This window comes from Chryseobacterium sp. c4a (assembly GCF_009900745.1).
In the GTDB taxonomy this organism is placed as follows: Bacteria; Bacteroidota; Bacteroidia; order Flavobacteriales; family Weeksellaceae; genus Chryseobacterium.
The window spans coordinates 270,529-296,316 of the sequence record NZ_WXVU01000003.1 but is presented as its reverse complement, the minus strand read 5'-3'; the positions used below and the strand labels follow the sequence as shown (position 1 = coordinate 296,316).

Genomic DNA, 25,788 nt, shown 5'->3' with positions numbered 1-25,788 from the left:
GGTTACGGTTTAGCCGTTTCTATTTTTATCCCAATATCTTCAATTCCCGGTAAGTTATCATTTCTCATAGCTTGTGTAAGCCCGATTTGATATTTTCCTTTTCCTGGAAACTTATAATTTAATTTATACTGAAACAATGTTTCCTTTGTATCACCAAAGCCTGTACCAAGCCATTCTCCGTTTGGTTTTGCCAAAACGTAATTCAGGGTGTCAGTCTCCTTTTTTTTGTTTTGAAGGTTAGTAAAATTTACAATAAACCTGATATTGCTATAAGGATAATTGTTATTGTTTCTTACGACAAATATAATATTTTTAGGATTCTGCGGATCTGAAATTTCAAGATTAAATTTTTGTTCACTTTTCTTATTCCACTTATTGTCAACGGAATTCATAATAACATCTTCTCCAGAAGAAGAGTTACAGCTAAAGAAAAGGATAAAGGTGAATAATCCTAAGATTTTACGCATTTTTATCTTTTTTTGGAGGATATTTCTTTTTAAATTTCTTCTTGTTCGGATTGCTTTGTTGAGCTTTATCTGCATCAGGATTAGCCTCAGCTTTTACCTTTTCCACAGGAGCTTTTTGGGGTTGCTGTGGTTTAGGTTGTCTAGGTTGGTTTCCTGCATTTGCATTAGGGTTTTCCGGTTTTTCAGATCTGTTAGGTCTTTCCTGTCTCTCAGGTCTGTTTTTCTTTTGTCCCTGTGCTTGTGCTTGTCCCTGTCCTTGATTTTGATTGTTGTTTGGCTTATTCTGATTGTTTCTGTTTCTGTTGTTTCTGTTTTTCTTCTCAAAGCGGTCAACATTGTTCTCCTGGATCAGATCAATACTTTGAGATGATGTTTCGGGCTGTTTCAGGTCTTCCAAAGGAAGTATTTTTTCACCTCTTTTGTTCTTTGAAATCAGTTTTTTAACAAGATCAATATCGAAGTCATACCATGCAATTGAGTTTTCTACATAAGCAAACCACATTTTCTTTTTGAAAACATCAATTTTGATACAGAATGCTTTTCCTTTTTCTGTTTCCAGTGTAGTGGAAGAAGAAGGGAAGTTACTCAATGCATCCAGATAGCTGTCAAGCTCATAGTTTAGACAGCATTTAAGTTTACCACACTGTCCTGCAAGTTTCTGAGGATTAATACTTAACTGTTGATATCTCGCTACATTGGTGTTTACAGATCTGAAATCTGTTAACCATGTAGAGCAGCAAAGTTCACGTCCACAAGATCCGATTCCTCCTACTTTTGCAGCTTCTTGTCTGAACCCGATCTGTTTCATGTCGATCTTGGTTCTGAAAGCTCCGGCGTAATCTTTAATTAACTGTCTGAAATCAACACGGTTGTCAGCAGTATAATAAAATGTGATTTTTGAAGAATCCCCCTGATATTCAACATCAGTTACCTTCATTTCAAGACCTATTCTTTGGGCAATTTTTCTTGCTTCAAGCTTTACAGCGTCTTCTTTTTTTCTTGCTTCCTGCCATACCTCAAGATCTTTTTGGTTGGCCTGTCTGTATATTTTAAGTGCTGATTCTTCAGAAAACTTTTTCTTTTTCATCTGAATCTTTACTAATTCTCCCGTAAGGCTTACTACGCCTACATCGTGTCCCGGACTAGATTCTACTGTAATTACGCTACCTATATGTAAAGGAATATTATTTACATTTTTATAAAACGATTTTCTGTCATTTTTAAACCTAACTTCTACAAAATCACACCTGTTTGGTGCTGGATTGTTGATGTTAGAAAGCCAGTCAAAAACACTTAATTTATAACTATTCCCGCAGGTATTTACATTTTCACAGCCATTTGCGGTTTTTTTAGGGCCGCAAGAATGTGCAGAATCGCCGGATGTTTTGCATCCACAACTCATATTACTATTATTTATAATCTTGCAAATTTATGTATTTTTATCTTTATGCAATTCTAAAATACTCAAATAACCTGAATTCAGAGTAAAACATTTTTATATTTTGATAAGGAGTTAATTGAAAGAGGTGATGAGAAGCCTTGTTTAGACGTTTGAGTGTCCTTTCTTGAATCATTCCAATTTCCGGTTGTTTGAAAAAAAATGGTTGTTAATCATTTTAACATCTTTTCAGATTTAATTCAATCTTTGCTTATAATTGGGTCTAATAATCTTTATTGTTAAACGTTAGTTTAATATTAAACATAAATACGCTTGTTGTTTTTGGTTGTTTATAAATACCTGTAAATTATTATTTTGTGGTTTATTATGTTTAGAATGTTATTTTAAACATAATTTTCTTTTTGTATATTGTTTAAAATGTTGGCAAATATTAACAGGGGTATTCAAAATAATTTTATATTTGGGTTATATAATAATAGTCTATGAAAAAAATATTAGTATCAACTGCTTTATTGGCGGGCGTTTTATCTTACGCAGGAGGCTTTAGGGTTTCTTTGCAAGGGGTAAAGCAATTGGCAATGGCGCATACTAGTGCTCATGCCGAAGATGCAAGTGTGACATTCTTCAACCCGGCAGGTATGTCATTTATTCCTACCAAGCTGAGTGTAGTAGCTGGAGGATTTGGTGCAAGTAATAAAGTTACTTTTCAGAACTTAAATACTTTACAAAGCACAGAAACGGATAACCCTCTGGGAACCCCAATCTATGCAGCGATTACTTATAAACCAATAGAAAATTTATCTGTAGGTTTCAGTTTCACGACCCCTTTTGGTAGTACGGTTAAATGGCCGGATACTTGGGAAGGTAAAGAAATGGTGCAGAAACTGGAATTGAAGAGTTATTATTTCCAACCTATGGTTTCCGTGAAACTAGCTCCTTGGTTATCTTTTGGAGCAAGTTACATCTATGCAAGAGGAAAAGTAGATTGGGATAAAGCGGTAACACAATTTAACGGACAGGTAAACATTAATGATGAGAAAGCAAGCGGCCATGGATATGGGTTTGGTTTTTATTTCAGACCTGATCCAAAATTAGATATCAGTGTTGCTTATCGTTCAGCTATTGATATGAAGGCTAAAAATGGAACAGCGACATTCAAGTTCCCGACTAAAACTCCTTATTCGTTATTGAAATTGAATGCTCAAGGTCAGGACGGATTTACGGCTGAGCTTCCATTAGTTGAAGAATATACTATTGGTTTAACTTATAAAGTGACACCAAAATGGCAGGTTTCTGCAGACTTTAACTACCACGGATGGGAGAGATACAGTAAACTTGTACTGGACTTTAACAATGCACCGATTGGAAATAATCCATCAGATCCAACAATACTTGTAAGCCCTAAGAATTTCAAAAATTCTAAAACCTTCAGATTGGGTACTCAATATGCGTTCACTAATATGATCTACGGACGTTTAGGAGCATATTATGATGAATCTCCATATACTAATGAGAACTTTATTCCGGAAACACCTTCATTTGATACCTATGTGATTACCGGTGGGGTAGGATTTAAGCTAAAACAATTCGGAATTGACATTGCAGGAGGATATGCAATGCCTCAATACAGATATGTAAACAATGCGAATCTAGGATTCTACGGGCAGGCTAAAGCAAGAGCATTCTATTTTGGTCTAGGTTTATCTTATAATCCTTTTTAATTAAAAGACTATGAAAAAAATTATAATATCGACAATAGCAGTTTCTGCACTTCTTTTTATGGTAACAAGCTGTAAGACTGATTTTGATACTGATGTAAAAGACATTCAGGTATCAAAAGGAAGTGCTGATTTCTCAAAATATGTTGCTTTAGGAAATTCACTGACTTCCGGATACAGAGACGGAGCTCTTTATATAGACGGGCAAAATGAATCGTATCCATCTATGATTGCTCAGCAAATGAAACTTGTAGGGGGTGGAGAGTTCAAGCAGCCTCTAATGGGAGATAATAACGGTGGATTGCTGCTTGCTTTAGGAGCAACTACTACGGTTCAGATTCAGGATACCAAGCTTTATATAAAAGGTTTTGTTGACGGAGCTCCTGATATAGGGAATATTAATGATAATAAAGCTACAAACATAGTTAATACTGTTCTTAAAGGGCCTTTTAATAATATGGGGGTTCCTGGGGCAAAGGTTGCTCATCTATTGGCTCCGAACTATGGAGATGTTGCAGGATTGGCAACAAAAACTGCAAACCCTTACTTTGTGAGATTTGCATCATCATCTACTGCATCTGTGATTGGGGACTTTGTAAGTCAAAATCCAACATTCTTCTCATTATGGATCGGAAATAACGATGCTTTATTGTATGCTTTAGCAGGTGCTGATAGTTCTATTGAAACACTTACGCCTCCAGCACAGTTTAAGCAATATTACGATCTGTTGATTTCTAAAATCGAAGCTACAAAAGCTAAGGGGGTTATTGCTAATATTCCAAGTGTAACTTCTATTCCTTCATTGACAACTATTCCTACTAATCCTTTGACTTCTGCAGTATTAGGAAAAGGAAATGTTGCTGTTGGAGAAGCTACAATAGATGATTTAAATAAAAATGTATATGGGCCATTAAGCCAGATTTTAACTGCATTAGGAGCAGGTGACAGAATTAAACCTCTTTCTAAATCAGCTGCTAACCCATTGCTGATTAAAGACGAAAGTATTACAAACCTAGGAGCACAGATTGCTGCTGCTGCTACAGCTTCAGGAAATCCAACTTTAATGGCGCTTGCTGGTTATCTTGGGGCTACTTATGGTCAGGCAAGACAGGCGAAAACTGGGGATCTTATTCCTTTAACAACAAAAGCTGCTATTGGTTCAATGGAAACGCTTCCTCCGGGAATTCCGGCATCCCTTGGTGCTAGAGGTATTGCTTATCCATTTGCGGATAAATATGTATTGATTCCATCTGAAATTAAAGAAATCAATGATGCTATTGATGCTTATAATGTAACCATTAAAGCTGCTGCTGTTGCAAAAGGATATGCTTTTGTAGATGCCAATGCTAAACTTAAGAAGCTGGCAGCCGATTCCGGGATTTCATGGGATGGGGTAAAATATACGGCTAAATTTGTATCCGGAGGTGCATTCTCATTGGATGGAGTACACTTAACGGGTAGAGGATATGGTGTGATTGCCAACGAATTTATCACTGCAATTAATGCAACTTATAATTCGTCATTACCACTGGTAAACCCTAATAAATACTCAGGTGTTACACTACCATAATTATTGATTAAATAAAAACTTAGAAACCACAGGAGTAAATCTTGTGGTTTTTTTTTAAATTTGCAAAATCTTTTAAAAAGTTAAAATGGCCGATCAGTTAAGTTATCTATTTTGTACAAGAACCAGCAGGGACTTGGCAGAGAAAATTGCCCAGAGTTATGGGAAAGAATTAGGGAAAATCAACTTTCAGGAGTTCAGCGACGGGGAATTTGAGCCTGTTTTGGACGAATCTGTAAGAGGAGGAAGAGTTTTCCTAATCGGATCTACATTCCCTCCTGCAGACAATCTTTTAGAGCTTCTTCTAATGATTGATGCAGCAAAAAGAGCTTCTGCAAAGAGCATTACCGTTGTAATTCCTTACTTCGGACTTGCTAGACAGGACAGAAAAGACAAACCAAGAGCGCCGATCGGTGCTAAGTTAGTTGCTAACCTTCTTACTGCAGCAGGGGCAACAAGAATTATGACAATGGATCTTCACGCAGATCAGATTCAAGGGTTCTTCGAAATTCCGGTAGATCACCTTTATGCTTCTACGATCTTCGTTGATTACATTAAATCTTTAAATCTTGACAACCTTACTATTGCTTCTCCGGATATGGGAGGTGCAAAAAGAGCAAAAAACTATGCAGGTCACTTAGGGGCAGAAGTAGTAATTGCTTACAAGGAAAGAAAGAAAGCTAACGTTGTAGAAGAAATGTTCCTTATTGGAGATGTTACCGGTAAGAATGTAATTCTTATTGATGATATGATCGATACTGCAGGAACGCTTTGTAAAGCTGCAGATATTCTAATTGAGAAAGGAGCAAAAACAGTAAGAGCTATGGCAACTCACGGAGTGCTTTCAGGAAAGGCTTACGAGAATATTGAGAACTCAAAAATCTTGGAAGTTATTGTAACTGACTCAATTCCTGTTAAAAATAATTTGTCATCTAAAATAAAAGTGCTATCTTGCGCCCCATTATTTGCGGACGTTATGACGATGGTTCATGAGCACAAATCAATCAGTAGCAAATTTGTTATTTAATTGATTTTAAGTAGTTTGCAAATTTAAATAAGAACAATTTTTTAAATTTTTTATAAATGAAATCTATTACAATTCAAGGTACAAAAAGAGAAAGCGTGGGCAAAAAGTCTACAAAAGCTTTACGTGATGCTGAATTAGTTCCTTGTGTTGTTTATGGAGGTGAAGCGCCTTTAAACTTCTCTGCTGAAGAGAAAGCTTTCAAAGGATTAGTATACACTCCTGAAGCACACACGGTATCTATTGAAGTTGACGGAAAAATAATTCCAGCAGTTCTTCAAGATATTCAGTTCCACCCAATTACTGACAGAATTCTTCACATTGACTTCTATCAATTATCTGACGACAAGCCAGTGGTTATGGAAGTTCCAGTAAGAATTACAGGACGTTCTAAAGGTGTTGTAGCTGGTGGTGTTTTACGTCAGTCTTTCAGAAAGCTAAAAGTAAAAGCTATTCCTGCTAACCTACCTGACGAAATCGTTGTAGATGTTACTCCATTAAGAATCGGTAACAAACTTTACATCGGTGGTATCAAAACTGAAGGATATTCTTTCATGCACCCAGACAACGCAGTAGTAGTTGCTGTTAAGATGTCTAGAAATGCAATGAAAGGTGGTGCTGCTGCAATGGATGATGAAGATGAAGAAGAAGCAGAAGAAGTTGCTACTCAATCTCCTGACGTTCCAACAACAGAAGAAAAATCTGCAGAATAAGTATTGCTTATTTAATGATATAAGACCTGTCAATTTTTTGACAGGTTTTTTTTGTTTTTTATGGCCTATCAGTTTTACTCACTTGATATCATTGAATATTTCTATTAACTGACAAGTATCAGCTTACAACCAGATGCTTCCTTTCGAAAAAAAAGCCGTAAATTTGAAGAGTTCTAAATAAGGACACCTTAATTTAAAAAATAAATAAATGTTTGACATTCAGGAAATAAGAAGCCAGTTTTCTATATTGGACAGAGAAGTGAATGGTAAGCCGTTGGTTTATCTTGATAATGCAGCTACATCTCAAAAGCCAAATTCGGTTTTGGACGTCTGTCACGCATATTATACGGAACTTAATGCAAATGTTCATAGAGGAATTCATACATTAAGCCAACTTGCAACGGAAGAAATGGAGCTTTCAAGAAGAAAGATTCAGAAATTCATTAATGCAGAGCACGATTTTGAAGTGATCTTTACCAAAGGAACAACTGAAGGATTGAACCTTATCTCTTATATTTTAACACAAAAATTGAAAAAAGACGATGAGATCATCATTTCTTATCTGGAACACCATTCTAATATTGTTCCATGGCAATTGCTTTGTGAAAGAACAGGTGCAAAGCTTCGTGTCATTCCTATTGATGAAAATGGTATTCTTCAATTAGACTATCTTGATCAGTTTCTTAGTGAAAAAACTAAAGTAGTTTCTGTAAATCAGGTTTCCAATGCGCTTGGGATTGTGAATCCTATCGAAGAGATCATTGCTAAAACAAGAAAAAATTCAGACGCATATATTGTAATTGATGGTGCTCAATCTGCTCCTCACTTCAATATTGATGTTCAGAAGCTGGATTGTGACTTCTTTGTGTTCTCCGGACATAAAATGTATGCACCAATGGGAACGGGAATCTTATATGGGAAAAGAGAAATATTAGAAGCTTTGCCACCATTTCATGGAGGAGGAGAAATGATTGCAACATGTTCTTTTGACGGAACAACCTATGCTGGCCTTCCTTTTAAATATGAAGCAGGAACGCCGAATGTAGGGGGGAATATTGCTCTGGGAGCAGCAGTTGATTTTATGAACAGAGTAGGACATGAGAATATTCAAAATCATGAGAATGCTTTATTGGAATATGCCCAAAGACACCTTTTAGAAATTGAAGGTCTGAAAGTATATGGTGAGAAAGCTAAAAGAACAGGGGTTGTTTCCTTTAATTTAGAAGGAATAGGGATTTCTTCCGATGTAGGAATGATCCTGGATAAAATGGGCATTGCGGTAAGAACCGGACACCACTGTACACAGCCTATCATGGAATTCTTTAATATTGCAGGAACCGTGAGAGCGAGTTTCGCAGTCTATAATACCTTTGAAGAGATTGATCTTCTTGTGGAAGGTGTTAAAAAAGCACAGAGAATGTTAGGATAAAAAATAGAATAAAAAAGCAGCTGAATCAGCTGCTTTTTTTAATCTTCAATGCATTTGCATCTACCGTTAATAATAACTTGATGGTAACCAATTTCACAGTCCAGGCAACGTTCACCTCCTGCCATGATACTTTTCATTTTGTCTTTGTTTAGTTTTTTCATATTAAATGATTTAATGTGTTAGTACTCAAATATAAAGATAAAATGTTGATAAAGTATATAGGAAAAGAATCTATTCTATATATAATAAAGTATATAAACAAAAAATCCCTGCCGAAAAACGACAGGGATTCTATATTTTAAGTTTGCCAATTGTATATTACAAGTTAGGTTTCCAATCAACAACAGCTTTGATGAATGCTTCAGCATTTTCAACAGGAACGTTAGGAAGAATTCCGTGTCCAAGATTAGCAATATATCTGTCTTTTCCGAAACGGTTAATCATTTCATTTACCATTTTCTTGATTGTTTCAGGAGTAGAGTGTAACCTTGCAGGGTCGAAGTTTCCTTGTAGAGTCATCGTGTGGTTTGTCAATGTTCTTGCGAATTCCGGCTTAATAGTCCAGTCAACACCAAGAGCAGAAGCTTTAGACATGGTCATATCTTCTAATGCAAACCAACATCCTTTTCCGAACACTACCACGTGGGTAAGTGGGCTTAATGCTTCAACGATCTGGTTGATATACTGCCAAGAAAATTCCTGATAATCAGTTGGAGAAAGCATTCCGCCCCAAGAGTCAAAAACTTGTACTGCAGAAACTCCTTTTTCTACTTTTCTCTTTAAATAAGCGATAGTAGTATCGGTGATCTTTTGAAGTAATAAATGAGCAGCTTCAGGTTGTTGGAAGCAGAAAGATTTCGCAATATCAAATGCTTTACTTCCTTTTCCTTCTACACAATAACAAAGAATTGTCCATGGAGAACCGGCAAAACCGATCAATGGAATGTCGTTGTCTAATTTCTGAAGAGTCAATTCAATAGCATCAAAAACGTATCCTAAAGTATCATTCACATCCGGAGTTTCGATATTCTGAACCTGTTCCATTGTTCTGATCGGAGTATCCAACCATGGGCCAACGGATTCTTTCATTTTAAAATCGATTCCCATTGCCTGTGGAACCACCAAGATATCAGAAAACAAAATCGCAGCATCCAAAGGAAATCTGCGGATAGGCTGAATGGTAATCTCAGCAGCAAGCTCAGGTGTCTGACATCTCGTGAAGAAATCATATTTGTCTCTTAGGGCAATGAATTCCGGCAGATATCTTCCAGCCTGTCTCATCATCCAAACAGGAGGTCTTTCAACGGTTTCTCCGCGAAGTGCTTTTAAATATAGGTCGTTCTTTATCATAATCTATTCAAGCTAATATTACCTTTCGGGCAATGCATATTTTAAAGTGTCCTTCCGATTTCTCTTCTTATCATTTCAAAGATAGAGGTCAATGTATTTTCTTCAGAAGTAAAAATTCTTTCTTGGGTATGATTTCTCAACTCTCCAGATGTGGTTTCTCCAATCGAAAACAGCTTCATATCCTTTAAGGAATTTTGCTTTGCAAAACTACGAACTCCACTTGGACTAAAAAAGACTGCAGCATGATATTTTTCAGGTATCAACGGATTGGTTTCCTCTGTGTTGTATACCGTAATTTTTTTATACTTAATGTTTTGCAAGGGAAGTTCCTTGTCCAGAACATTGATGGCTAGGTTGCCGCAGAAGTGAAGGAATTGCTCATGTTGGCAGTTTCCGATAATGAATCTTGACAGTGCATCGGCATTCCTCAATACCTTGAAGGTTCCGAAACCATGTCTCCTCAATGCCTTCTTGGTCTTTTCACCCACGCAGTAGATCTTATTGTAGTTTTTTGCCGTAAAATTCTCATTAGGCTTAAATCTGTTTTTAAAAAATGCAGCTACACCATTTACACTGGTAAAGATCAGGGAGTAGTTTTTCAGTTCAAATGGGCTGATCAGAATAGGCTTTGTCTTAATTACCTCAATACAATCAACCAAAATATCCTCTCCTAATTCTTTGGATATTGTTGCTTGGTCTATATTTTTGGTAAATAAGATTTTCATGTCTGTTGGATTAGAAAATAGAAAGGATTAAAAAGAAATTAGAAATCTAAAATTGAAGTCAATAATCTTAGATCTGGCTTTTGATTTCCGCCATTAATTCTTTTCCGCCATTTTCCAGTACCACTTTTGCGAACTTTTCTCCAAAATTTTCTTCCGGGTTGTATTCGAAGTTCTCATCGATAGCAATGCAGTTTTTACCATCAAGAGAACAAAGTGCTGCCGTAAAGCGGATCTGATCCTCAATAATTTCTGCAAAAGCTCCGATAGGTGCTGTACATCCTCCTTCTAAAGTGCTTAGGAAGTTTCGTTCCATTTCTACACAGATCTGAGTTGGTTTGTGGTTGATCTGTCTCAGGATTTCATTGATCTCCGGTTTATCGGAATGTCCTGCTACCGCAATAACGCCCTGAGATGGGGCGGAAATCATTACCGGAAGCATTTCATAATCAATTTCCATTTTCATTCTTTTGATTCCGGCCAAAGATAAAATAGTGGCATCAAAATCTCCATCCTCAAGTTTTTGAAGACGGGTCTGAATGTTTCCACGGATATCTGAAAACTCAGTATTCGGGAAATGTCTTAGCCAGAAAGCTCTTCTTCTCAAGCTGCTTGTCGCCAATTTCAGCTCGTGAAGTTCTTTGTTTTTAGCAGATTCTTTTCTGATCAGAATGTCTTGTGGATAATCTCTTTCCAGATAGGCTATCATCTCAATATTCTGAGGTAATAGGGTAGGGACATCTTTTAAAGAGTGAACAGCAATATCTATTTCATCATTCAATAAGGCTACATCAAGGTCTCTTGTGAAAACCCCGGTGATTCCTAATGAATATAAAGGCTGATTAAGGTTCTTATCGCCAGAAGAAACGATAGGAACGATTTCCGTTAAATAATTGTTGTTCTGAAGGTGCCTCGCAACCTCTCTAGCCTGCCAAAGTGCAAGTGCGGAATTTCTTGTTCCGATTCTAATGCTTTTCATTGAATTCGTTGTTTGGTTGTTCAACTAATATTTCGTGCATTAATTTACTAATTTCTTCGGCTTTTAAAGGATTATCGATGATATATTTTGCAAAACGGTTGGTGATCTTCTGGATCATTTTATCAGAAAGTTCCATATCCGTGATGTCTATATATTTATTTTTCTTGTAAAAGTTATGCATTTCATTGCGTTCCATGTTTTTTAAAACTGCTTTGAAATGATGAATGTTTGGTGCTAATTTTCTTTTTTTCTCCCATTCAATAAAGTCTTTCATCAGTTCCTTAATGATCTTTTCGGCTTTAGGAATTTCTTTTTCCCTTTGCTGGATCGTTTCCTGGATTTGTTTTGAAAGCTCATCAACATCAATCAAGGTTACATTTTCATTTTCTGTAACATTTTTTTCAACGTTGTGAGGAATGGAAAGGTCTATCACTAATGTTTGCTTTCCGTTCGGGAAATGAGACTGGTTGATAATCGGGTGTTTGGCTCCCGTAGCCACGATAAGAATATCGGTGTTTTTTAATTCCTTGTCAACATCAGCATAGTCAACATGAGGAATATTGTATTTCTGGGAAATCTTTTCAGCTTTCTCCTGAGTTCTGTTGGCAATTTTAATTTTCGGCTGATAAACGTGTTTTACAAGATTTTCAACCGTATTTTGTCCGATCTCACCTACACCAAGAAGGAGAATATTCTTTTCATTGATTCTTTTCTGACTGTTTAATATATAGTGAACAGCAGCATAAGAAACCGAAGCAGCTCCGTTGGAAATTCCGGTTTCATTCTTAATCCTTTTGGAAATTTGAATAGCTGCATTAATGGCTCTTTCCAGATATGGATTAGAATTTTGTCTTTCCTTTTTAAAACGGCTGTATGCTTTTTTGATCTGTCCGATAATCTCAAAATCTCCAATAATTTGGCTTTCAAGGCCGGCTGCTACTCTGAAAAGATGTATTAAAGCCTCTTCTTTGGTTAAAATATTAGCAAATTGAAGGAAATCCGTAAGGTTTACTCCAATGGTTTTGCAATACTCTTCTGCGACTAAAAGATAATTGGAAGAGGTGGTATAGATCTCAGTCCTGTTACATGTGGAAACCACAAATGCATCCCCAAGATCTTCCTGATGGACGCGGGAAACAAAGTTTTTGATGTTTTCATCAAAGAATGCAAACTTTCCTCTCGTTTCTACATCTGCCTTTTCGTAGCTTATAGAAAGCACGGCAAAATTCGATGTTCGGTGGATGTTGGAATACTGTAACATAAGCAGTCGCAAATTTACGATTTTTTTAATTAATGATCCTCTGATAGTATATATGATAATTATCGTAAAAAACTATAGAAGGGTTTAAAGTTTATGATTGACACCCGAGAGAATTTTATCACGGGAAGAAATAATTTTAAAATTCAGTTATTTGTCTCTTGTTTTCTTCTGTTTTCCGGGCTTTTTTACCCTTTCTTAATTTTGTCTTTTTAGCTTATAGGTTCCTTCATTAATTTTAGTTGAAATCAAAGTCTGTAATTATCTAAACAGAAAGTTAATAAAGAATTATAAATTTTAATAAAATTTTAACCAAATTAAGTTGTGAGGAAATTTCTTTGGTAGTGTTAAATTTATATCTTTGTAAACTTAAAATCAGAAGAAAAATATGAGTTTATTTGATATGTTTACGCAAGAAATTGCGATAGACCTGGGAACAGCCAATACCCTTATCATCCATAATAATAAAATTGTTATAGATCAACCGTCAATTGTTGCAATTGAACGCTCTACGGGTAAACCCATTGCTGTAGGTGAACAGGCTAAGCATATGCAAGGGAAAACTCACGAGGATATCAAGACAATCCGTCCATTGAAAGATGGGGTTATTGCAGATTTTCACGCTTCTGAGCACATGATTAAGGAATTTATCAAGAAAATTCCTGGAATCAAAGGTAAATTCATACAGCCTGCATTAAGAATTGTAATCTGTATTCCTTCTGGTATTACTGAAGTTGAAAAAAGAGCGGTAAGAGATTCTGCTCAGAAAGTAAACGCAAAAGAAGTAAGATTGATCTATGAGCCAATGGCAGCTGCTATAGGAGTTGGGATTGATGTACAGAAGCCTGAAGGAAACATGATCATTGATATAGGTGGAGGTACTACTGAAATTGCTGTAGTAGCTTTAGGTGGTATTGTATGTGACAAATCTGTGAAAATTGCAGGAGACGTATTTACCAACGATATTGCTTATTACTTGAGAACTCACCATAATCTTTATATCGGTGAAAGAACAGCTGAAAGAATCAAAATTGAAGTAGGTTCTGCAGTAGAAGATCTTGATGTAGATATCGAGGACATTCCGGTACAAGGTAGAGACCTTATTACAGGGAAACCTAAAGAAATTATGGTTGGGTATAAAGAAATTGCCCGTGCATTAGACAAATCTATCATCAGAATCGAGGATGCTGTAATGGAAACTCTTTCTCTTACTCCACCGGAATTGGCTGCTGATATTTATAAAACTGGTATTTATCTTGCTGGAGGAGGTGCTTTATTAAGAGGTCTTGCGGACAGAATTCACAAAAAGACAGGTCTTCCTGTGTTTGTAGCGGAAGATCCGTTGAGAGCGGTAGTTCGTGGAACTGGTATTGCCCTTAAGAATATGGATAAATTCAATTTCTTAATTAAATAATTTTAACTTTTTACGACTATATATCTGAATGGGATTTTTGCTGAGATTATTTTCGAAGAACACACTTTTTGTCTTCTTTATATTCCTGCAAATTATTGCTCTGGTTCTGATATTCTCTAGAAATGCCATGCAGAGATCCTGGATTGCGGGCCAAACGGCTGCGTTGAATTCATGGATTTCCGGGTATATCGATGAGGGGGTTTCTTATCTGAAGCTAAAACAGATCAATGAAGATCTTGTGGTTCAGAATAAAGCTCTGATGACAGAACTGTATGGAAAAGACGGATCGAAGAATCCTGTTTTCAAAAGAGTACATGATACCATCGGAGGGGGTCAAATCTATACTTTTGTTGATGGTGAAATTGTTTTCAATAGTATCAATAGAAGAAATAACTACTTTACAATCAACCGTGGCCGTAGAGACGGAGTCTTCCCTCAGATGGGGGTAATGGCACCTAGAGGTATTGCGGGGATTGTAATCAATTCTACAGACAGCTACGCATTGGTTCAATCGGTATTGAGTGTCAATAGGATCAGAATTAATGCTGCGTTGAAAAACTCAGGATATTTTGGAACATTAACATGGAATGGTGATAACTCCAGGGTGATGCACCTTGCGGATATTCCAAAATATGTTGCTTTAAAAATTGGAGATACCGTTGTTACAGACGGGAAATCTGCTATTTTCCCAAAAGGTGTAACGATAGGAACGATTGCCGGATATTCAGTAGATAATAAAACCGGATTCTGGGATATATCAGTAGAACTGAGTGAAAAAATGGGTGCATTGAATAAAGTGTATGTCGTGAAGAATCTGAAAAAGGCAGAAGTGCAGAAGATTCAGGATACGATGCAAGCTGTAATAAAAAAGGAAAATGATTAGCAGGACTTTATTTACCGATATATTGATTATGATATTTCTTGTTGCATTACAAATCTTTGTATTGAACAGGATTACTATTTTCGGAAAGTATACTCCGGTACTATATCCTGTATTTGTGATGTTCTATCCTTTTTTCAGAAACAAATTTCAATTCCTTGGTTTAAGTTTTTTAATAGGATTGGCTATTGATGGTTTTCTTTATTCATGGGGGATCAATGCCTTTGCTACAACGCTGATTGCTTATTTCAGAACGTTGATATTCAGAACGTCTACAGATACATCTACAGACTTTTTCTCTTTTCAGTCCCTGCAATGGGCGCAGTTTTTGCTGTTTTTATTTTCAAGTATATTCCTGCATCAGCTTTTAGTACAATATATTGAGTTCTTTAAGTTTAGCAGATTTTTTGAAATATTATTTAATGTGTTGGTGACGAGTGTAATTTCATTTATCTTTATCGTTATTTACGCATTAATATTTAAAATCAAACAAAAAGTTTGAACACACGTTATTTAAAAATCTTTTCCATCCTTGTTGTAATCGCCCTTATTTTTGTGGCGAGGCTTGCTTATTTGCAGTTGTTTACAGATCGTTATGCACTGAACGCCGCCAATACTTCCATTAAAATTGAATATGTAATTCCACAGCGTGGAGTTATTTTTGACCGAAACGGTAAGATCATGGTAGGAAACCAGCCTGCTTATGAAATTTCCTTTACACAAGGGTTAATGAAACCTGATTTTGATACATTAGGCTTTTGTAGTCTGATGAAAATTTCCAAAGCAGATTTCATCAATAAGATCAACGTTATTAAAAAGGAAAAGTACTATTCTAAGCTGACTCCTATGACTTTCTTAAAGGATCTCAGCAGGGAAGATATTGCAAGAGTACAGGAGATTATTTTTAAATATCCAGCCTTTAATATTGTACAGAGACCTCAGCGTCAATATGAAGTTTCTACCTCCGGAAACTTGTTAGGGTATACCAGTGAAGTAAACGAAAGAGAGATTAAAAAAGATTCTATCTACTATTTACCAGGAGATTTTATTGGGAAAACAGGAGTTGAGAAATCTTATGAAAAAGAACTTCGTGGGGTAAAAGGAATGAAATATATCCAAAAAGATATCAGGCTTCGAAATATCGGATCTTATAAAAATGGAACTTTGGATAAAGATGTAGTTACCGGTAAAGATATTACTTTAACTATTGATTACGACCTTCAGAGAACCGCTGAAGAAATGCTTGTTAACAAACACGGAGCAGTTGTAGCGATAGACCCGAATAACGGTGAAGTTTTAGTTGCTGCAACAGGGCCAGATATTGACCCGAATCTTTTTACGGGGCCTTATAAATCTAAAAACTTATATGCGTTATCAAAAGATACGCTGTATGAAAATAAACCTACTTTCGATCGTTCTTTACAAGCAGGATATCCTCCGGGTTCAACTTTCAAATTGTTGACAGCTCTGGCTGCTATGCAGATGGGAGTAATGGATGAGAAGACTATTTTCCCTTGTGGAGGAGGATTTTTCTATAAAGGAAAGAGAATTAAAGGGCATGGTGGAGCAGATCCGCTTATTCCTTCTATTCAGGTTTCCAGTAACTGCTTCTTTACCTATGCTTTTATTGCGATCATTAAAAAGTATCCGGGTAACCCTTCAAAAGGTGTTGATGAATGGAAAAAAATTATGAGCAGCTTTGGTGTTGGAGAGTTTCTAAATAACGACTTTGCGGTAGGTGCAAAAGGTAGAATTCCTTCCGGAGATTTTTACGAAAAAAGATTTAAAGCTATTATGAAAGCTAGTGGCTCTCAGCGAACTGATTTTAAAAATTGGGACGAGATGTCAACCGGAGCGATCTATAATGGGATGGGGCAGGGAGATGTTTTAGTAACTCCTATTCAGCTAGCGAATTATGTTGCTGCTATTGCAAACAAAGGATGGTATTATACACCTCATATTGTAAAAGCAATTGATGGAAAACCAAATCCGGATCCAAGATTTAAGGTGAAACATCAAACTTTAGTAGATCCAAAGCATTTTGAACCTGTTTTAAAAGGGATGGAAGCCGTGGTTTTGAGAGGAACAGCAAGAGGACTGAAATCCAATGACTTTACACAATTAGCCAAAACTGGTACTGCACAGGTTCCGCAAGGGAAAGATAACTCTATCTTTGTATTGATAGCCCCTGCAGATAAACCCAAAATTGTTGTGGTAGCTGTAATGGAACATGCAGGATTTGGAGCTACGTGGGCAGGGCCAGCCTGTACTGTGATTGCTGAAAAATATATTACCGGAGATTTGAAAAGAGAGAATCTGTATAAAAAGATGATCACTTCGAGTTTCATGCCGGAATACAAAAGACAATGGATTGCAGATCTGAAGCGTAAAGGACTTTACAAGGATCCTAAGCCTGACTCCATTAAACAAAAAAGAATAAAGGATAGCTTGGAACTTGTTAAACAACAAAAAGCCAAGCTTCAAAAAAAGATAGAAGAAGATAAGAAGAATACTAACACTGCTAAAAAAACTGTTAAGCAATGAAATGGACAGAAGGAATAGATAAATTGGGTCTAGGACTGTATTTCATGCTTTGCATTTTTGCTATTGCTAATATTTACAGTGTTGACCAGAAGCTTGGGGAAAAACAATTGATGTTTTTCTGTATTTCTGTATTTGTTGGGCTTATCATATTTGTGGGAAGAAGTAAGTTCTTCGAAAATATGGCAGGTATTATCTATATAGGCGGGGTACTTTTGTTGATAGGTCTTTTCCCATTTGGAAAGGAAATCTTAGGACAAAAGAACTGGTACAAGTTTGGAAGCTTTACCATGCAGCCTGTAGAATTTGCTAAAATTGGAACAGCGCTAATGTTGGCTAATTATGTTTCTGGGCCTGATTTTAATTTGAAGAACAGAAAGTCTTTATTTACTGCTTTAGGAATTATAGGTATTCCGGCTGCTGTCGTATTGGCTATCCCCGATGTAGGATCTATGCTTGTATTCATTGCCTTTTTTATAGCTTTATACAGGGAAGGATTAAGTGGTTGGTTATTTGGAGTAGGTTTTATTTTTGCAGGAGTTTTTTTGATAGCACTTGCAATCCCACCGATATATGTTGCTGCGGCTATTTTACTCATTGCCGGAGTTATGATTGCAATGAATTATCATAGAATGTCCTGGGATGTAATTTCTATTTCCGGAATTGCGGGATCTATCTTATTATTGTGTGGGCTGGCATTTGGTTCTCCTTATATTTTAGAAAAACTGCCTAAACACCAAAGAGAAAGAATTGAGGTTCTTTATAAAGGTGAAAAGGCATTTAGAGATACGTCAGGATACAACTTATTATATTCTAAAACGGCGATCGGATCCGGAGGTCTTTTAGGAAAAGGATACCGTGAAGGATCCGTTACTCAAGGAAAATTCGTTCCGGAGCAGGAAACCGATTATATTTTTTGTACGGTAGGAGAAGAATGGGGCTTTATAGGAAGTGCTACTCTTATTTTATGTTATATGGTGTATATAGGGCGAATCTATTATTTGGCAGAAAAGCAGAAATCTACTTTTAACCGCGTATTTGGGTATTGCTTTGCTTCGATTCTATTGATGCACTTTTCGATCAATTTAGGGATGGTTATGGGGCTTTTCCCAACTGTAGGTATTCCGCTTCCTTATTTCAGTTATGGGGGAAGTTCTTTGTTGGCTTTCTCTATGATGACTTTTATTTTCTTTAAACTTAATTATTCAGATAAAAATAGTTTAGTATAGTTATTTTTCTTTGTCAAAAAACAAAGGATATTTAGCTTGTCTTTAAGTCTGCCAAATTTGTGGAACAGATGGCTATTGCTGTAAATGATTACATAGTATGAAAGATGTTTATATTTTAGATCAGAATTTTGAAAATACAGATTTTGTTCAATTTCCTTTGGATAAAGGGGAGTATGAGAATTGTACTTTTAAGAACTGCAGTTTTGAATACGCGGATTTATCCGGTTTTAGTTTTACAGACTGTGAATTTATGGAGTGTAATCTAAGTATGGCAAAACTAATCTCAACAGCATTCCGTGATGTCTTTTTTAAAGAATGTAAAATGCTTGGCCTGCAATTTAATGATTGTAACGGTTTTGGTTTGTCTTTTACATTTGAGGGATGCTCTCTTCATAATTCTGTCTTTTATCAAACCTCTATAAAGAAAACTGTTTTCAAAAATTCTAAGCTTATAGAAGTTGATTTTGCTGAATGCGACCTGTCTAATGCACTATTGAGTCATTGTGATTTGTCAGGAGCCATATTCGATAATACGAATCTTGAAAAGGCAGATTTGAGGACTTCTGTTAACTATTCAATAGATCCTGCTTTAAATAGGCTTAAAAAGGCCAAATTTTCGCTTTCAGAAGTATATGGACTCTTGTATAAACTGGATATAGAAATAGACAGGAATAGCTAGGTTCTGAAGGCATATATATGCTGCTGATATTTCTGAGAACCTTTTTTAGCCAGAAGGTATTTAAACGTTACTCATCAAATTCAATAGAAGCGGGCTTTAGCCCGCTTTTTATATAAAAAATATTCCATTGGCTTTAGCCGACACTTAATAGAAAGTATGACACATAAAAAAGCCATCAGGAATTCTGATGGCTTCATTATTTAAATCAATTATTTATAAAATTAAAAATTTGCTGGTGTAGCTTGAGTAGTAGAAGCTAGATTATTATAAGCTTCCCCTTCTTCGTTGATTACTCTTTTTGCGAATCTGAATTTAGGCCCCCAATAAGAATCATTCAGTGAAGAAACCATTACTCCTTTAGATGTTGCTGCGTGGATAAATTTGATTTCCCCTTCTTCAGTAACACTTTCTACAATACCTACGTGAGAAATTCTTCTTCCATGAGAAAAGAAGATTAAGTCTCCTTTCTGTAAGTCTCCTTTTTCAATTCTTTCCCCTTCCTGAGCCTGAGAAGCCGCTACTCTTGGTAAAGTAAGACCTGCTGCAGCCCCAAATACAGAAAGAACGAAAGCTGAACAATCAATACCTCTTCTTGTAGTTCCTCCATATCTGTAAGGAGTTCCAAGGTATGTTTCAGCTTCTTCTAAGATACCATCAATGGTTTTATTATGTTTGATTGCCTTTGCAATCTCAGAATTCTTAACAGCTTTTTTAGCGTTTGCTATAGATGCAGCCTTTTCAGCAAGGAAAGAGTCGATCAATTTCTGCTTATCCTGCTCCATTTTTTTGTTGTCAATAGAAGCTAGTTTGGCATCTGTTTTGTATTCTTTACTGTAAGTTGCTGGTTTTGAAACTACATAATTGGTAGCACACGATTGCAATGATACTGTAGTAACTAAAGCAACTAAATAAAACAAAACTCTTTTCTTCATATATATTTGATTAACCGTGTTAAAATGGAATATTTATTTTCAAAAGCATTACAAAAGTAGAGATTCCGAGCAAAAGACCCCTGATATGATAATTGTCAGGATCTCATTTTAACACTATTTAACATATTATTTACATATGTTAAAGAAAAATAAACCGCAACTGCCTATTTTTGGCAAGCCTGCGGTTTTTTTTATTAAGATTCTTTAACAAAATCTATCGATATTCTTCTATAAATCACGTTTTGGAATTTAAAACTCTAATTTTCAGTGCTGTTAAAAAAACAAAATAAAATCTCTGAAAACCTAGAATTGATAGGCTTTCCAGGCTTTTTGGGTTTGCTGTTGTCAATATTAAGTCTCTTAACGGATAAAATTTAAAATGACTAACCTTTTTTATTAAGAGCTGTTGATGTTTTTAACAAAGAGGATTGATTATATCGCGTTTAATAATTCCGTAAATTGTTTATTTGTTTTCTTCAAATAATACATCCTTTTTTTCAACATAAAAATTACATACTACAAAGTTTTCTGGTTTTTGGGGGAGTAAGAAACCAATATTCATGATTTTTTTATTGGGATCTTTAGGAACTCCGTAGAATAAGTATGTATCATTGGAATACAGAAGAGTGGCATTAGGAAATTTTTTATTTACAACGATATTGTGATTATTGATATTTATTAAATCATCAGGTTGTTGATGATCCGATATTATAGTGAATAGTCCATATATGCAGGTAATAATTATAGACTTTCTTTTACTTATTTCGACTAAGTGATCAGTTATGCCAAATAAAAAACCAATTGAGATAATAAATATTGTTTGGAAAATTAAGTGGGCCATTGGAGTATAGGCGGGAAGTATTGTTAATGCTAAAAAGAAAATTATAAATATACATGCTATTGTAATGAAAAATCTACGAATGATTTTAGGAAAGATTTGATAAGTTATAATACCTATGAAAACTGATGCGAAGAAAATAATTGTCTTTATCGTAATGCCAACACCATCTATCAGTACTTGAGATAGTGAAAAATATTGGACAAGAGACGGAGAATAAAAACACAAAGTAATAAATTGTTTTGCTCCTCCTAAAAATGATACTAATAAGAATAAAAAAGAGGAATACTCTTTTATGAGATTAATATGATTGTTGATTGTTTCTTTAAATCTATCCATTGTTGATTAGTTTTATAAAATTGTGATTAGTCAAAAAAAATTCCTCAGGAAAACTGAGGAATTTAAACTAATATGGAACTTTACAGAGTTATTTTGTAAACAACATCTCTCTGTATTTTGTCATTGGCCAAAGCTCATCGTCTACCATCATTTCAAGATTGTCAGAAGCTTCTCTGATCCCATCAAATAAAGGTTTTACTTTGTTGCAGTACGCTTCTGCCTGCTTTTGGCTGTCTGATATGCTTTTTGCCGCTTCTCTGGCTTTGATAAGATCTTCAACGCCCAGCTTGATTTTTGAAACGTTTTCAGAAATGCTGGTGATTAAGCTCATCTGTTCTTTTGCCAATGGCTTGAATTCTTTATCTCCGAAGATATCCTTAAGACCTTTAACGTTCTCAATTAATCTGTTCTGATAATTTAAAGCAGAAGGAATGATGTGGTTTCTTGCGATATCACTTAGCACTCTTGCTTCAATATCAATAACAGTAGAGTACTTCTCTAATTTGATTTCGTTTCTAGCTTCAACTTCTCTGTGGTTAAAGATTCCTATTTCTTCATAAAGATCAAGGAATTTTTTATCCATTTCCTGCTTAAGAGCTTCTGGAGTGGTTTTAAGGTTGTTTAATCCTCTTTTCTTAGCTTCTTTCGCCCAGTCATCAGAATATCCGTCACCTTCAAACATAATGTTTTTACATTGTTTGATGTATTCTCTTAATACATTGAAGATCGCTTCATCTTTCTTTAATCCTGTTTCGATTAAAGCATCTACTTCTTTTTTGAAATCACGCAATTGTTTTGCTGCAATGGTGTTCATTACAGTCATAGATTCTGCACAGTTTGCAGATGATCCTACCGCTCTGATTTCAAATTTATTTCCTGTAAATGCAAATGGAGAAGTTCTGTTTCGATCTGTGTTGTCCAATAGAATTTCAGGGATTTTTCCAACTACATTTAATTTTAATTCTGTTTTTTCTTCCGGAGATAATTTTCCGTTGGTTACTTTTTCAAGTTCTTCTAATACACTGAACAACTGGCTTCCGATAAATACAGAGATAATTGCCGGTGGTGCTTCGTTAGCACCCAGTCTGTGGTCGTTGCTTGCAGAAGCAATACTTGCTCTTAAAAGGTCAGCATATTCATGAACAGCCTTAATGGTGTTCACGAAGAATGTTAAGAACTGTAGGTTTTTCTTAGGGTTTTTTCCTGGGCTTAATAGGTTTTCACCAGTGTCAGTAGCTAAAGACCAGTTGTTGTGCTTTCCGCTTCCGTTTACTCCTGCAAATGGTTTTTCGTGGAATAAGATATGGAAGTGGTGTTTGTGAGCTACTCTTGCCATGATATCCATCAATAAAGAGTTGTGGTCTACAGCAACGTTTACCTCTTCAAACATCGGTGCCAGCTCAAATTGGTTTGGAGCTACCTCGTTGTGTCTTGTTGTTGCAGGAATTCCAAGCTTCATACACTCGATTTCCAATTCTTTCATAAAGTTCATTACCCTTGTTGGGATAGAACCGAAATAGTGGTCATCTAATTGTTGTCCTTTTGCCGGAGAATGTCCTAATAATGTCTTCCCTGTTAATACAAGATCCGGACGTGATTGATATAACGCTGAATCAACCAGGAAGTATTCTTGCTCCCAACCTAAAGTAGGAGTTACCTTTGTTACATTTTTATCAAAATACTGCATTACGTTGGTTGCAGCCTCATCCACAGCATTTAAAGCTCTTAATAAAGGTGCTTTGTAATCTAATGTTTCTCCGGTATAAGAAATGAAGATCGATGGAATACATAATGTAGTTCCCATAATAAATGCCGGAGAAGTAGGATCCCAAGCAGTATATCCTCTTGCTTCGAAAGTATTTCTGATTCCTCCATTCGGGAAAGAAGATGCATCCGGTTCCTGCTGAATCAGTAAGTTTCCGCTGAATCTTTCGATCGCTCTACCCCCTTCGATAGGAGTGAAGAAAGAGTCGTGCTTTTCTGCAGTTGTCCCTGTCAAAGGCTGAAACCAGTGAGTGTAGTGTGTTACTCCTTTGCTCATTGCCCAGTCTTTCATTGCTACAGCAACCTGATCTGCAATGTGTCTCTGTATTTTAGTCCCTTTTTTTACCGCATCCATAATAGACTGGAATGCTTCTTTCGTTAAATATTCTCTCATTGTTTCTTCTGAGAAAACATTTTGACAGAATAGTTCTGATAATTTTGCAGGGATTTCGACAGTGTTGTCTTTTCTGAAATCCTTAAATGGAAGAGTTTCTAATGCTTTGAATCTTAAGGTTGACATATTTGGGTGAATTTTGATAGGGCAAATTTACAAAAAAAATGAAACGAAAATGATTTGACCCTAAAAAATTTAGGGGTGTTTTCAAATTTTGCATAAATTAAACACTTGTTTGGTGGTTTTTAAATGGGGTGTTTGTTTTTTTGCGAGTCAAAATGTAATATTCAAGGGCGTTTTTGAAGGGGGTGTACCTGTAAATACATTTTATATGAAACATTCTGTAATCCTATGCGAATTTAAGCTACTTATTAAAAGATAGTTAAAATAAAATGGACAAAGATTTCGTATATTTGTGTGAAATTTATTTTATGACAAATTCTAGAGCAAGAGAAACAACAGAGGCTATTGAAAGATTATACATCTCTATGAGACACTTATTTTATAGAGGATTTTTCAAGCCAGGAGGTGTTTCAGGAGAAAGTATCAGAAGCTTGTTGAAAACCATCAATCCGGAAATTTACGGTACCATGAATATTCCGAACAAATTGGAACTTGATGGTTTAATGTATGTATTAGACAGGCTTCCGGAAGGGATTGAGGAGTGTGCTTTTATTCATCTTACATCTGATGAAGGGTTTGATAAAGGAAGTTTCGAACCTATTGTTCCAAAGAAAAGAAGAAGAAACTGTTATAGAATAGACGAACACCAGATGAATATTGAGGTTCTTTTGGGTCGTTCCGAAATTTATGACATTCTTACCCATTTAACATTCCTATTTATAGAAGCTGATAAAATCCGTAACCTGGCATTCATCCAAGATGAAAACTGGAAACCAACACGTGCCTTCAAAATTATTGAAGAGGTCGTGAAAGGAGAGAAAAAATTCAGCAGAAAAGAAAAAGAAGTGGCATTGATCCACCTTTCGTCTTTAATAGGAAGATCTTTTGACGAAACATTAAGAGCTTACAATACTTTTGGAGATGATAATAATCCTGACCGTTTATTTAAAATCATTTACAACTTAGGAAAAGTAAGTCTTGAAGACGCAAAAGGAACTACGGAAAGAGAAATTCATTTCAGTGCTATATTAAAAGAAAGAGTAGGGCATCACTATTTTGGTGAGAAATGGGCTAATAAAGTGAAAGAAGTTTTATTTGAAAATAATCTTCATAACCGCCCATTGCATATCATTTCAGCGAATATGCACTCTGTAAAAAATATGCTGTATGCGAATGAGGCTCTTAAAAAGAAGCATCATAATGAAGTGGATTATAAACTGTACGAAGAGATTTCCAATAAAAAAGATCTTCGTGATAAAGTATTGAAATATGCTTTAGATGAAGGGATGATTCATATTGCTGATAAAAGTGGAAGTAATATTGATGTACAGATCATCGATCTTAGCAAAACAGATTTAAAGAATACCCCATTTGCAGATTGCAAGTTTACCGGAAATGATGTAATAATGGTATTCGATTATGCCTTCGGAGAGCAAGCTTTTGAAGTAATGGACGAATTGCTGAAACCTTTTGAGCATAAAGGAGAAGTATACATGATGCATGTAAAATCTGTTTCCATTATGGGGAAAGCAGGAATCCTTACCGGAGAAAAAGGAGATATTATGATCCCGACTTCTCATATTTTTGAAGGAACTGCAGATAACTATCCTTTTGAAAATGCATTGAAACTTGATGATTTTAAGGATAATGAGCTGAAAGCTTTTGAAGGGCCGATGATCACTGTATTAGGAACATCGCTTCAGAATAAGGATATCTTATCCTACTTTATGAATACTTCATGGAGAGCAATTGGCCTTGAAATGGAAGGTGCTCATTATCAGAAAGCGATTCAGGTAGCATCTAAGATCAGACACCATATTTCACCAGATCTGTTCGTTTGCTATGCTTATTACGCTTCAGATAATCCTTTGGAAACAGGAAGCACTCTATCTTCAGGAGGTTTAGGACTTACGGGAGTAAAACCAACCTATCTGATTACTTTAAGAATTCTTGAAAAGATCCTAAGAAGCGGGAAAAAAGAAGCTTCTGCTAAGAAATAATTATAATTTCTAATGATAATATAAACCTC

21 protein-coding genes are annotated in these 25,788 nt (G+C 35.7%); 12 read left to right on the top strand and 9 right to left on the bottom strand.

The features are described 5' to 3' along the window. Positions 1-2: 2 nt before the first annotated feature. Positions 3-467, bottom strand: coding sequence for a gliding motility lipoprotein GldH (locus GTR01_RS07300; protein WP_160137200.1), 465 nt, complete (start codon positions 465-467; stop codon positions 3-5). Then, positions 460-1,869 carry a stage 0 sporulation family protein gene (locus GTR01_RS07295; RefSeq protein WP_160137199.1) on the bottom strand — a complete coding sequence of 470 codons (1,410 nt, stop codon included), beginning with the start codon at positions 1,867-1,869 and terminating at the stop codon, positions 460-462. The genes GTR01_RS07300 and GTR01_RS07295 overlap by 8 nt, the downstream gene beginning before the upstream one ends. A gap of 479 nt (positions 1,870-2,348) precedes the next feature. Here GTR01_RS07295 and GTR01_RS07290 point away from each other — a divergent pair, with 479 nt between their 5' ends. From GTR01_RS07290 to GTR01_RS07270, 5 genes are all read left to right on the top strand, one after another. Then, positions 2,349-3,587, top strand: a complete 1,239-nt coding sequence (locus GTR01_RS07290; protein ID WP_160137198.1) for an OmpP1/FadL family transporter — start codon at positions 2,349-2,351, stop codon at positions 3,585-3,587. Between the two features lie 10 nt (positions 3,588-3,597). After that, entirely contained in the window at positions 3,598-5,154 is a 1,557-nt protein-coding gene (locus GTR01_RS07285) for a G-D-S-L family lipolytic protein (protein WP_160137197.1), read from the top strand. Positions 5,155-5,239: 85 nt separating this feature from the next. Beyond that, a complete protein-coding gene (locus GTR01_RS07280; RefSeq protein ID WP_066694282.1) occupies positions 5,240-6,178 on the top strand; it encodes a ribose-phosphate pyrophosphokinase in 939 nt (312 codons plus the stop codon). A 56-nt stretch (positions 6,179-6,234) separates the two neighbouring features. Further along, positions 6,235-6,888 (top strand): 50S ribosomal protein L25/general stress protein Ctc, encoded by a 654-nt coding sequence (locus GTR01_RS07275; protein WP_160137196.1) that lies wholly within the window; start codon positions 6,235-6,237, stop codon positions 6,886-6,888. A 208-nt stretch (positions 6,889-7,096) separates the two neighbouring features. Beyond that, the gene (locus GTR01_RS07270; RefSeq protein ID WP_160137195.1) at positions 7,097-8,317 is read left to right on the top strand and encodes a cysteine desulfurase; all 1,221 of its coding nucleotides are present in this window, start codon (positions 7,097-7,099) and stop codon (positions 8,315-8,317) included. 318 nt (positions 8,318-8,635) lie between these two features. Here GTR01_RS07270 and hemE read toward each other — a convergent pair whose 3' ends face one another. The 4 genes from hemE to hemA all read right to left on the bottom strand — a co-directional run bounded on the left by hemE (position 8,636) and on the right by hemA (position 12,629). Then, positions 8,636-9,667, bottom strand: coding sequence for a uroporphyrinogen decarboxylase (hemE, locus tag GTR01_RS07265; protein ID WP_160137194.1), 1,032 nt, complete (start codon positions 9,665-9,667; stop codon positions 8,636-8,638). A 41-nt stretch (positions 9,668-9,708) separates the two neighbouring features. Next, positions 9,709-10,392 carry a uroporphyrinogen-III synthase gene (locus tag GTR01_RS07260; RefSeq protein ID WP_160137193.1) on the bottom strand — a complete coding sequence of 228 codons (684 nt, stop codon included), beginning with the start codon at positions 10,390-10,392 and terminating at the stop codon, positions 9,709-9,711. Positions 10,393-10,459: 67 nt separating this feature from the next. Continuing rightward, a complete protein-coding gene (gene hemC / locus GTR01_RS07255) occupies positions 10,460-11,368 on the bottom strand; it encodes a hydroxymethylbilane synthase (protein WP_160137192.1) in 909 nt (302 codons plus the stop codon). Next, complete coding sequence (gene hemA / locus GTR01_RS07250; protein ID WP_160137191.1) at positions 11,355-12,629, bottom strand: glutamyl-tRNA reductase; 1,275 nt, start codon at positions 12,627-12,629, stop codon at positions 11,355-11,357. The genes hemC and hemA overlap by 14 nt, the downstream gene beginning before the upstream one ends. A gap of 385 nt (positions 12,630-13,014) precedes the next feature. Between hemA and GTR01_RS07245 the strand changes: the two genes are divergently transcribed. The 6 genes from GTR01_RS07245 to GTR01_RS07220 all read left to right on the top strand — a co-directional run bounded on the left by GTR01_RS07245 (position 13,015) and on the right by GTR01_RS07220 (position 19,369). Beyond that, positions 13,015-14,040, top strand: a complete 1,026-nt coding sequence (locus GTR01_RS07245) for a rod shape-determining protein (protein ID WP_045491741.1) — start codon at positions 13,015-13,017, stop codon at positions 14,038-14,040. Positions 14,041-14,068: 28 nt separating this feature from the next. Beyond that, entirely contained in the window at positions 14,069-14,923 is an 855-nt protein-coding gene (mreC, locus tag GTR01_RS07240; RefSeq protein WP_160137190.1) for a rod shape-determining protein MreC, read from the top strand. After that, positions 14,916-15,422, top strand: a complete 507-nt coding sequence (locus GTR01_RS07235) for a rod shape-determining protein MreD (RefSeq protein WP_160137189.1) — start codon at positions 14,916-14,918, stop codon at positions 15,420-15,422. The genes mreC and GTR01_RS07235 overlap by 8 nt, the downstream gene beginning before the upstream one ends. Then, positions 15,419-17,464, top strand: coding sequence for a peptidoglycan D,D-transpeptidase FtsI family protein (locus tag GTR01_RS07230; RefSeq protein ID WP_160137188.1), 2,046 nt, complete (start codon positions 15,419-15,421; stop codon positions 17,462-17,464). The genes GTR01_RS07235 and GTR01_RS07230 overlap by 4 nt, the downstream gene beginning before the upstream one ends. Beyond that, a complete protein-coding gene (gene rodA / locus GTR01_RS07225; protein ID WP_160137187.1) occupies positions 17,461-18,690 on the top strand; it encodes a rod shape-determining protein RodA in 1,230 nt (409 codons plus the stop codon). Before GTR01_RS07230 ends, rodA begins: the two co-directional genes overlap by 4 nt. Positions 18,691-18,787: 97 nt before the next feature. Continuing rightward, positions 18,788-19,369 (top strand): pentapeptide repeat-containing protein, encoded by a 582-nt coding sequence (locus GTR01_RS07220; RefSeq protein WP_160137186.1) that lies wholly within the window; start codon positions 18,788-18,790, stop codon positions 19,367-19,369. 221 nt (positions 19,370-19,590) lie between these two features. On the opposite strand, the gene GTR01_RS07215 is transcribed toward GTR01_RS07220, so the two are convergent. The 3 genes from GTR01_RS07215 to GTR01_RS07205 all read right to left on the bottom strand — a co-directional run bounded on the left by GTR01_RS07215 (position 19,591) and on the right by GTR01_RS07205 (position 23,762). Then, positions 19,591-20,301, bottom strand: a complete 711-nt coding sequence (locus GTR01_RS07215) for a C40 family peptidase (protein ID WP_160137185.1) — start codon at positions 20,299-20,301, stop codon at positions 19,591-19,593. Between the two features lie 463 nt (positions 20,302-20,764). After that, positions 20,765-21,478 (bottom strand): hypothetical protein, encoded by a 714-nt coding sequence (locus GTR01_RS07210; RefSeq protein WP_160137184.1) that lies wholly within the window; start codon positions 21,476-21,478, stop codon positions 20,765-20,767. An 88-nt stretch (positions 21,479-21,566) separates the two neighbouring features. Beyond that, positions 21,567-23,762 (bottom strand): glutamine synthetase III, encoded by a 2,196-nt coding sequence (locus GTR01_RS07205; protein WP_160137183.1) that lies wholly within the window; start codon positions 23,760-23,762, stop codon positions 21,567-21,569. A 305-nt stretch (positions 23,763-24,067) separates the two neighbouring features. On the opposite strand from GTR01_RS07205, the gene GTR01_RS07200 reads away from it, so the two are divergent. Continuing rightward, positions 24,068-25,759, top strand: a complete 1,692-nt coding sequence (locus GTR01_RS07200) for a DUF6909 family protein (RefSeq protein WP_160137182.1) — start codon at positions 24,068-24,070, stop codon at positions 25,757-25,759. Positions 25,760-25,788: the final 29 nt, after the last annotated feature.

Coding starts and splice junctions, on each gene's coding strand:
- GTR01_RS07300 (WP_160137200.1), bottom strand. CDS start 467: ATGCGTAAAATCTTAGGATTATTCACCTTTATCCTTTTCTTTAGCTGT.
- GTR01_RS07295 (WP_160137199.1), bottom strand. CDS start 1,869: ATGAGTTGTGGATGCAAAACATCCGGCGATTCTGCACATTCTTGCGGC.
- GTR01_RS07290 (WP_160137198.1), top strand. CDS start 2,349: ATGAAAAAAATATTAGTATCAACTGCTTTATTGGCGGGCGTTTTATCT.
- GTR01_RS07285 (WP_160137197.1), top strand. CDS start 3,598: ATGAAAAAAATTATAATATCGACAATAGCAGTTTCTGCACTTCTTTTT.
- GTR01_RS07280 (WP_066694282.1), top strand. CDS start 5,240: ATGGCCGATCAGTTAAGTTATCTATTTTGTACAAGAACCAGCAGGGAC.
- GTR01_RS07275 (WP_160137196.1), top strand. CDS start 6,235: ATGAAATCTATTACAATTCAAGGTACAAAAAGAGAAAGCGTGGGCAAA.
- GTR01_RS07270 (WP_160137195.1), top strand. CDS start 7,097: ATGTTTGACATTCAGGAAATAAGAAGCCAGTTTTCTATATTGGACAGA.
- hemE (WP_160137194.1), bottom strand. CDS start 9,667: ATGATAAAGAACGACCTATATTTAAAAGCACTTCGCGGAGAAACCGTT.
- GTR01_RS07260 (WP_160137193.1), bottom strand. CDS start 10,392: ATGAAAATCTTATTTACCAAAAATATAGACCAAGCAACAATATCCAAA.
- hemC (WP_160137192.1), bottom strand. CDS start 11,368: ATGAAAAGCATTAGAATCGGAACAAGAAATTCCGCACTTGCACTTTGG.
- hemA (WP_160137191.1), bottom strand. CDS start 12,629: ATGTTACAGTATTCCAACATCCACCGAACATCGAATTTTGCCGTGCTT.
- GTR01_RS07245 (WP_045491741.1), top strand. CDS start 13,015: ATGAGTTTATTTGATATGTTTACGCAAGAAATTGCGATAGACCTGGGA.
- mreC (WP_160137190.1), top strand. CDS start 14,069: ATGGGATTTTTGCTGAGATTATTTTCGAAGAACACACTTTTTGTCTTC.
- GTR01_RS07235 (WP_160137189.1), top strand. CDS start 14,916: ATGATTAGCAGGACTTTATTTACCGATATATTGATTATGATATTTCTT.
- rodA (WP_160137187.1), top strand. CDS start 17,461: ATGAAATGGACAGAAGGAATAGATAAATTGGGTCTAGGACTGTATTTC.
- GTR01_RS07220 (WP_160137186.1), top strand. CDS start 18,788: ATGAAAGATGTTTATATTTTAGATCAGAATTTTGAAAATACAGATTTT.
- GTR01_RS07215 (WP_160137185.1), bottom strand. CDS start 20,301: ATGAAGAAAAGAGTTTTGTTTTATTTAGTTGCTTTAGTTACTACAGTA.
- GTR01_RS07210 (WP_160137184.1), bottom strand. CDS start 21,478: ATGGATAGATTTAAAGAAACAATCAACAATCATATTAATCTCATAAAA.
- GTR01_RS07205 (WP_160137183.1), bottom strand. CDS start 23,762: ATGTCAACCTTAAGATTCAAAGCATTAGAAACTCTTCCATTTAAGGAT.
- GTR01_RS07200 (WP_160137182.1), top strand. CDS start 24,068: ATGACAAATTCTAGAGCAAGAGAAACAACAGAGGCTATTGAAAGATTA.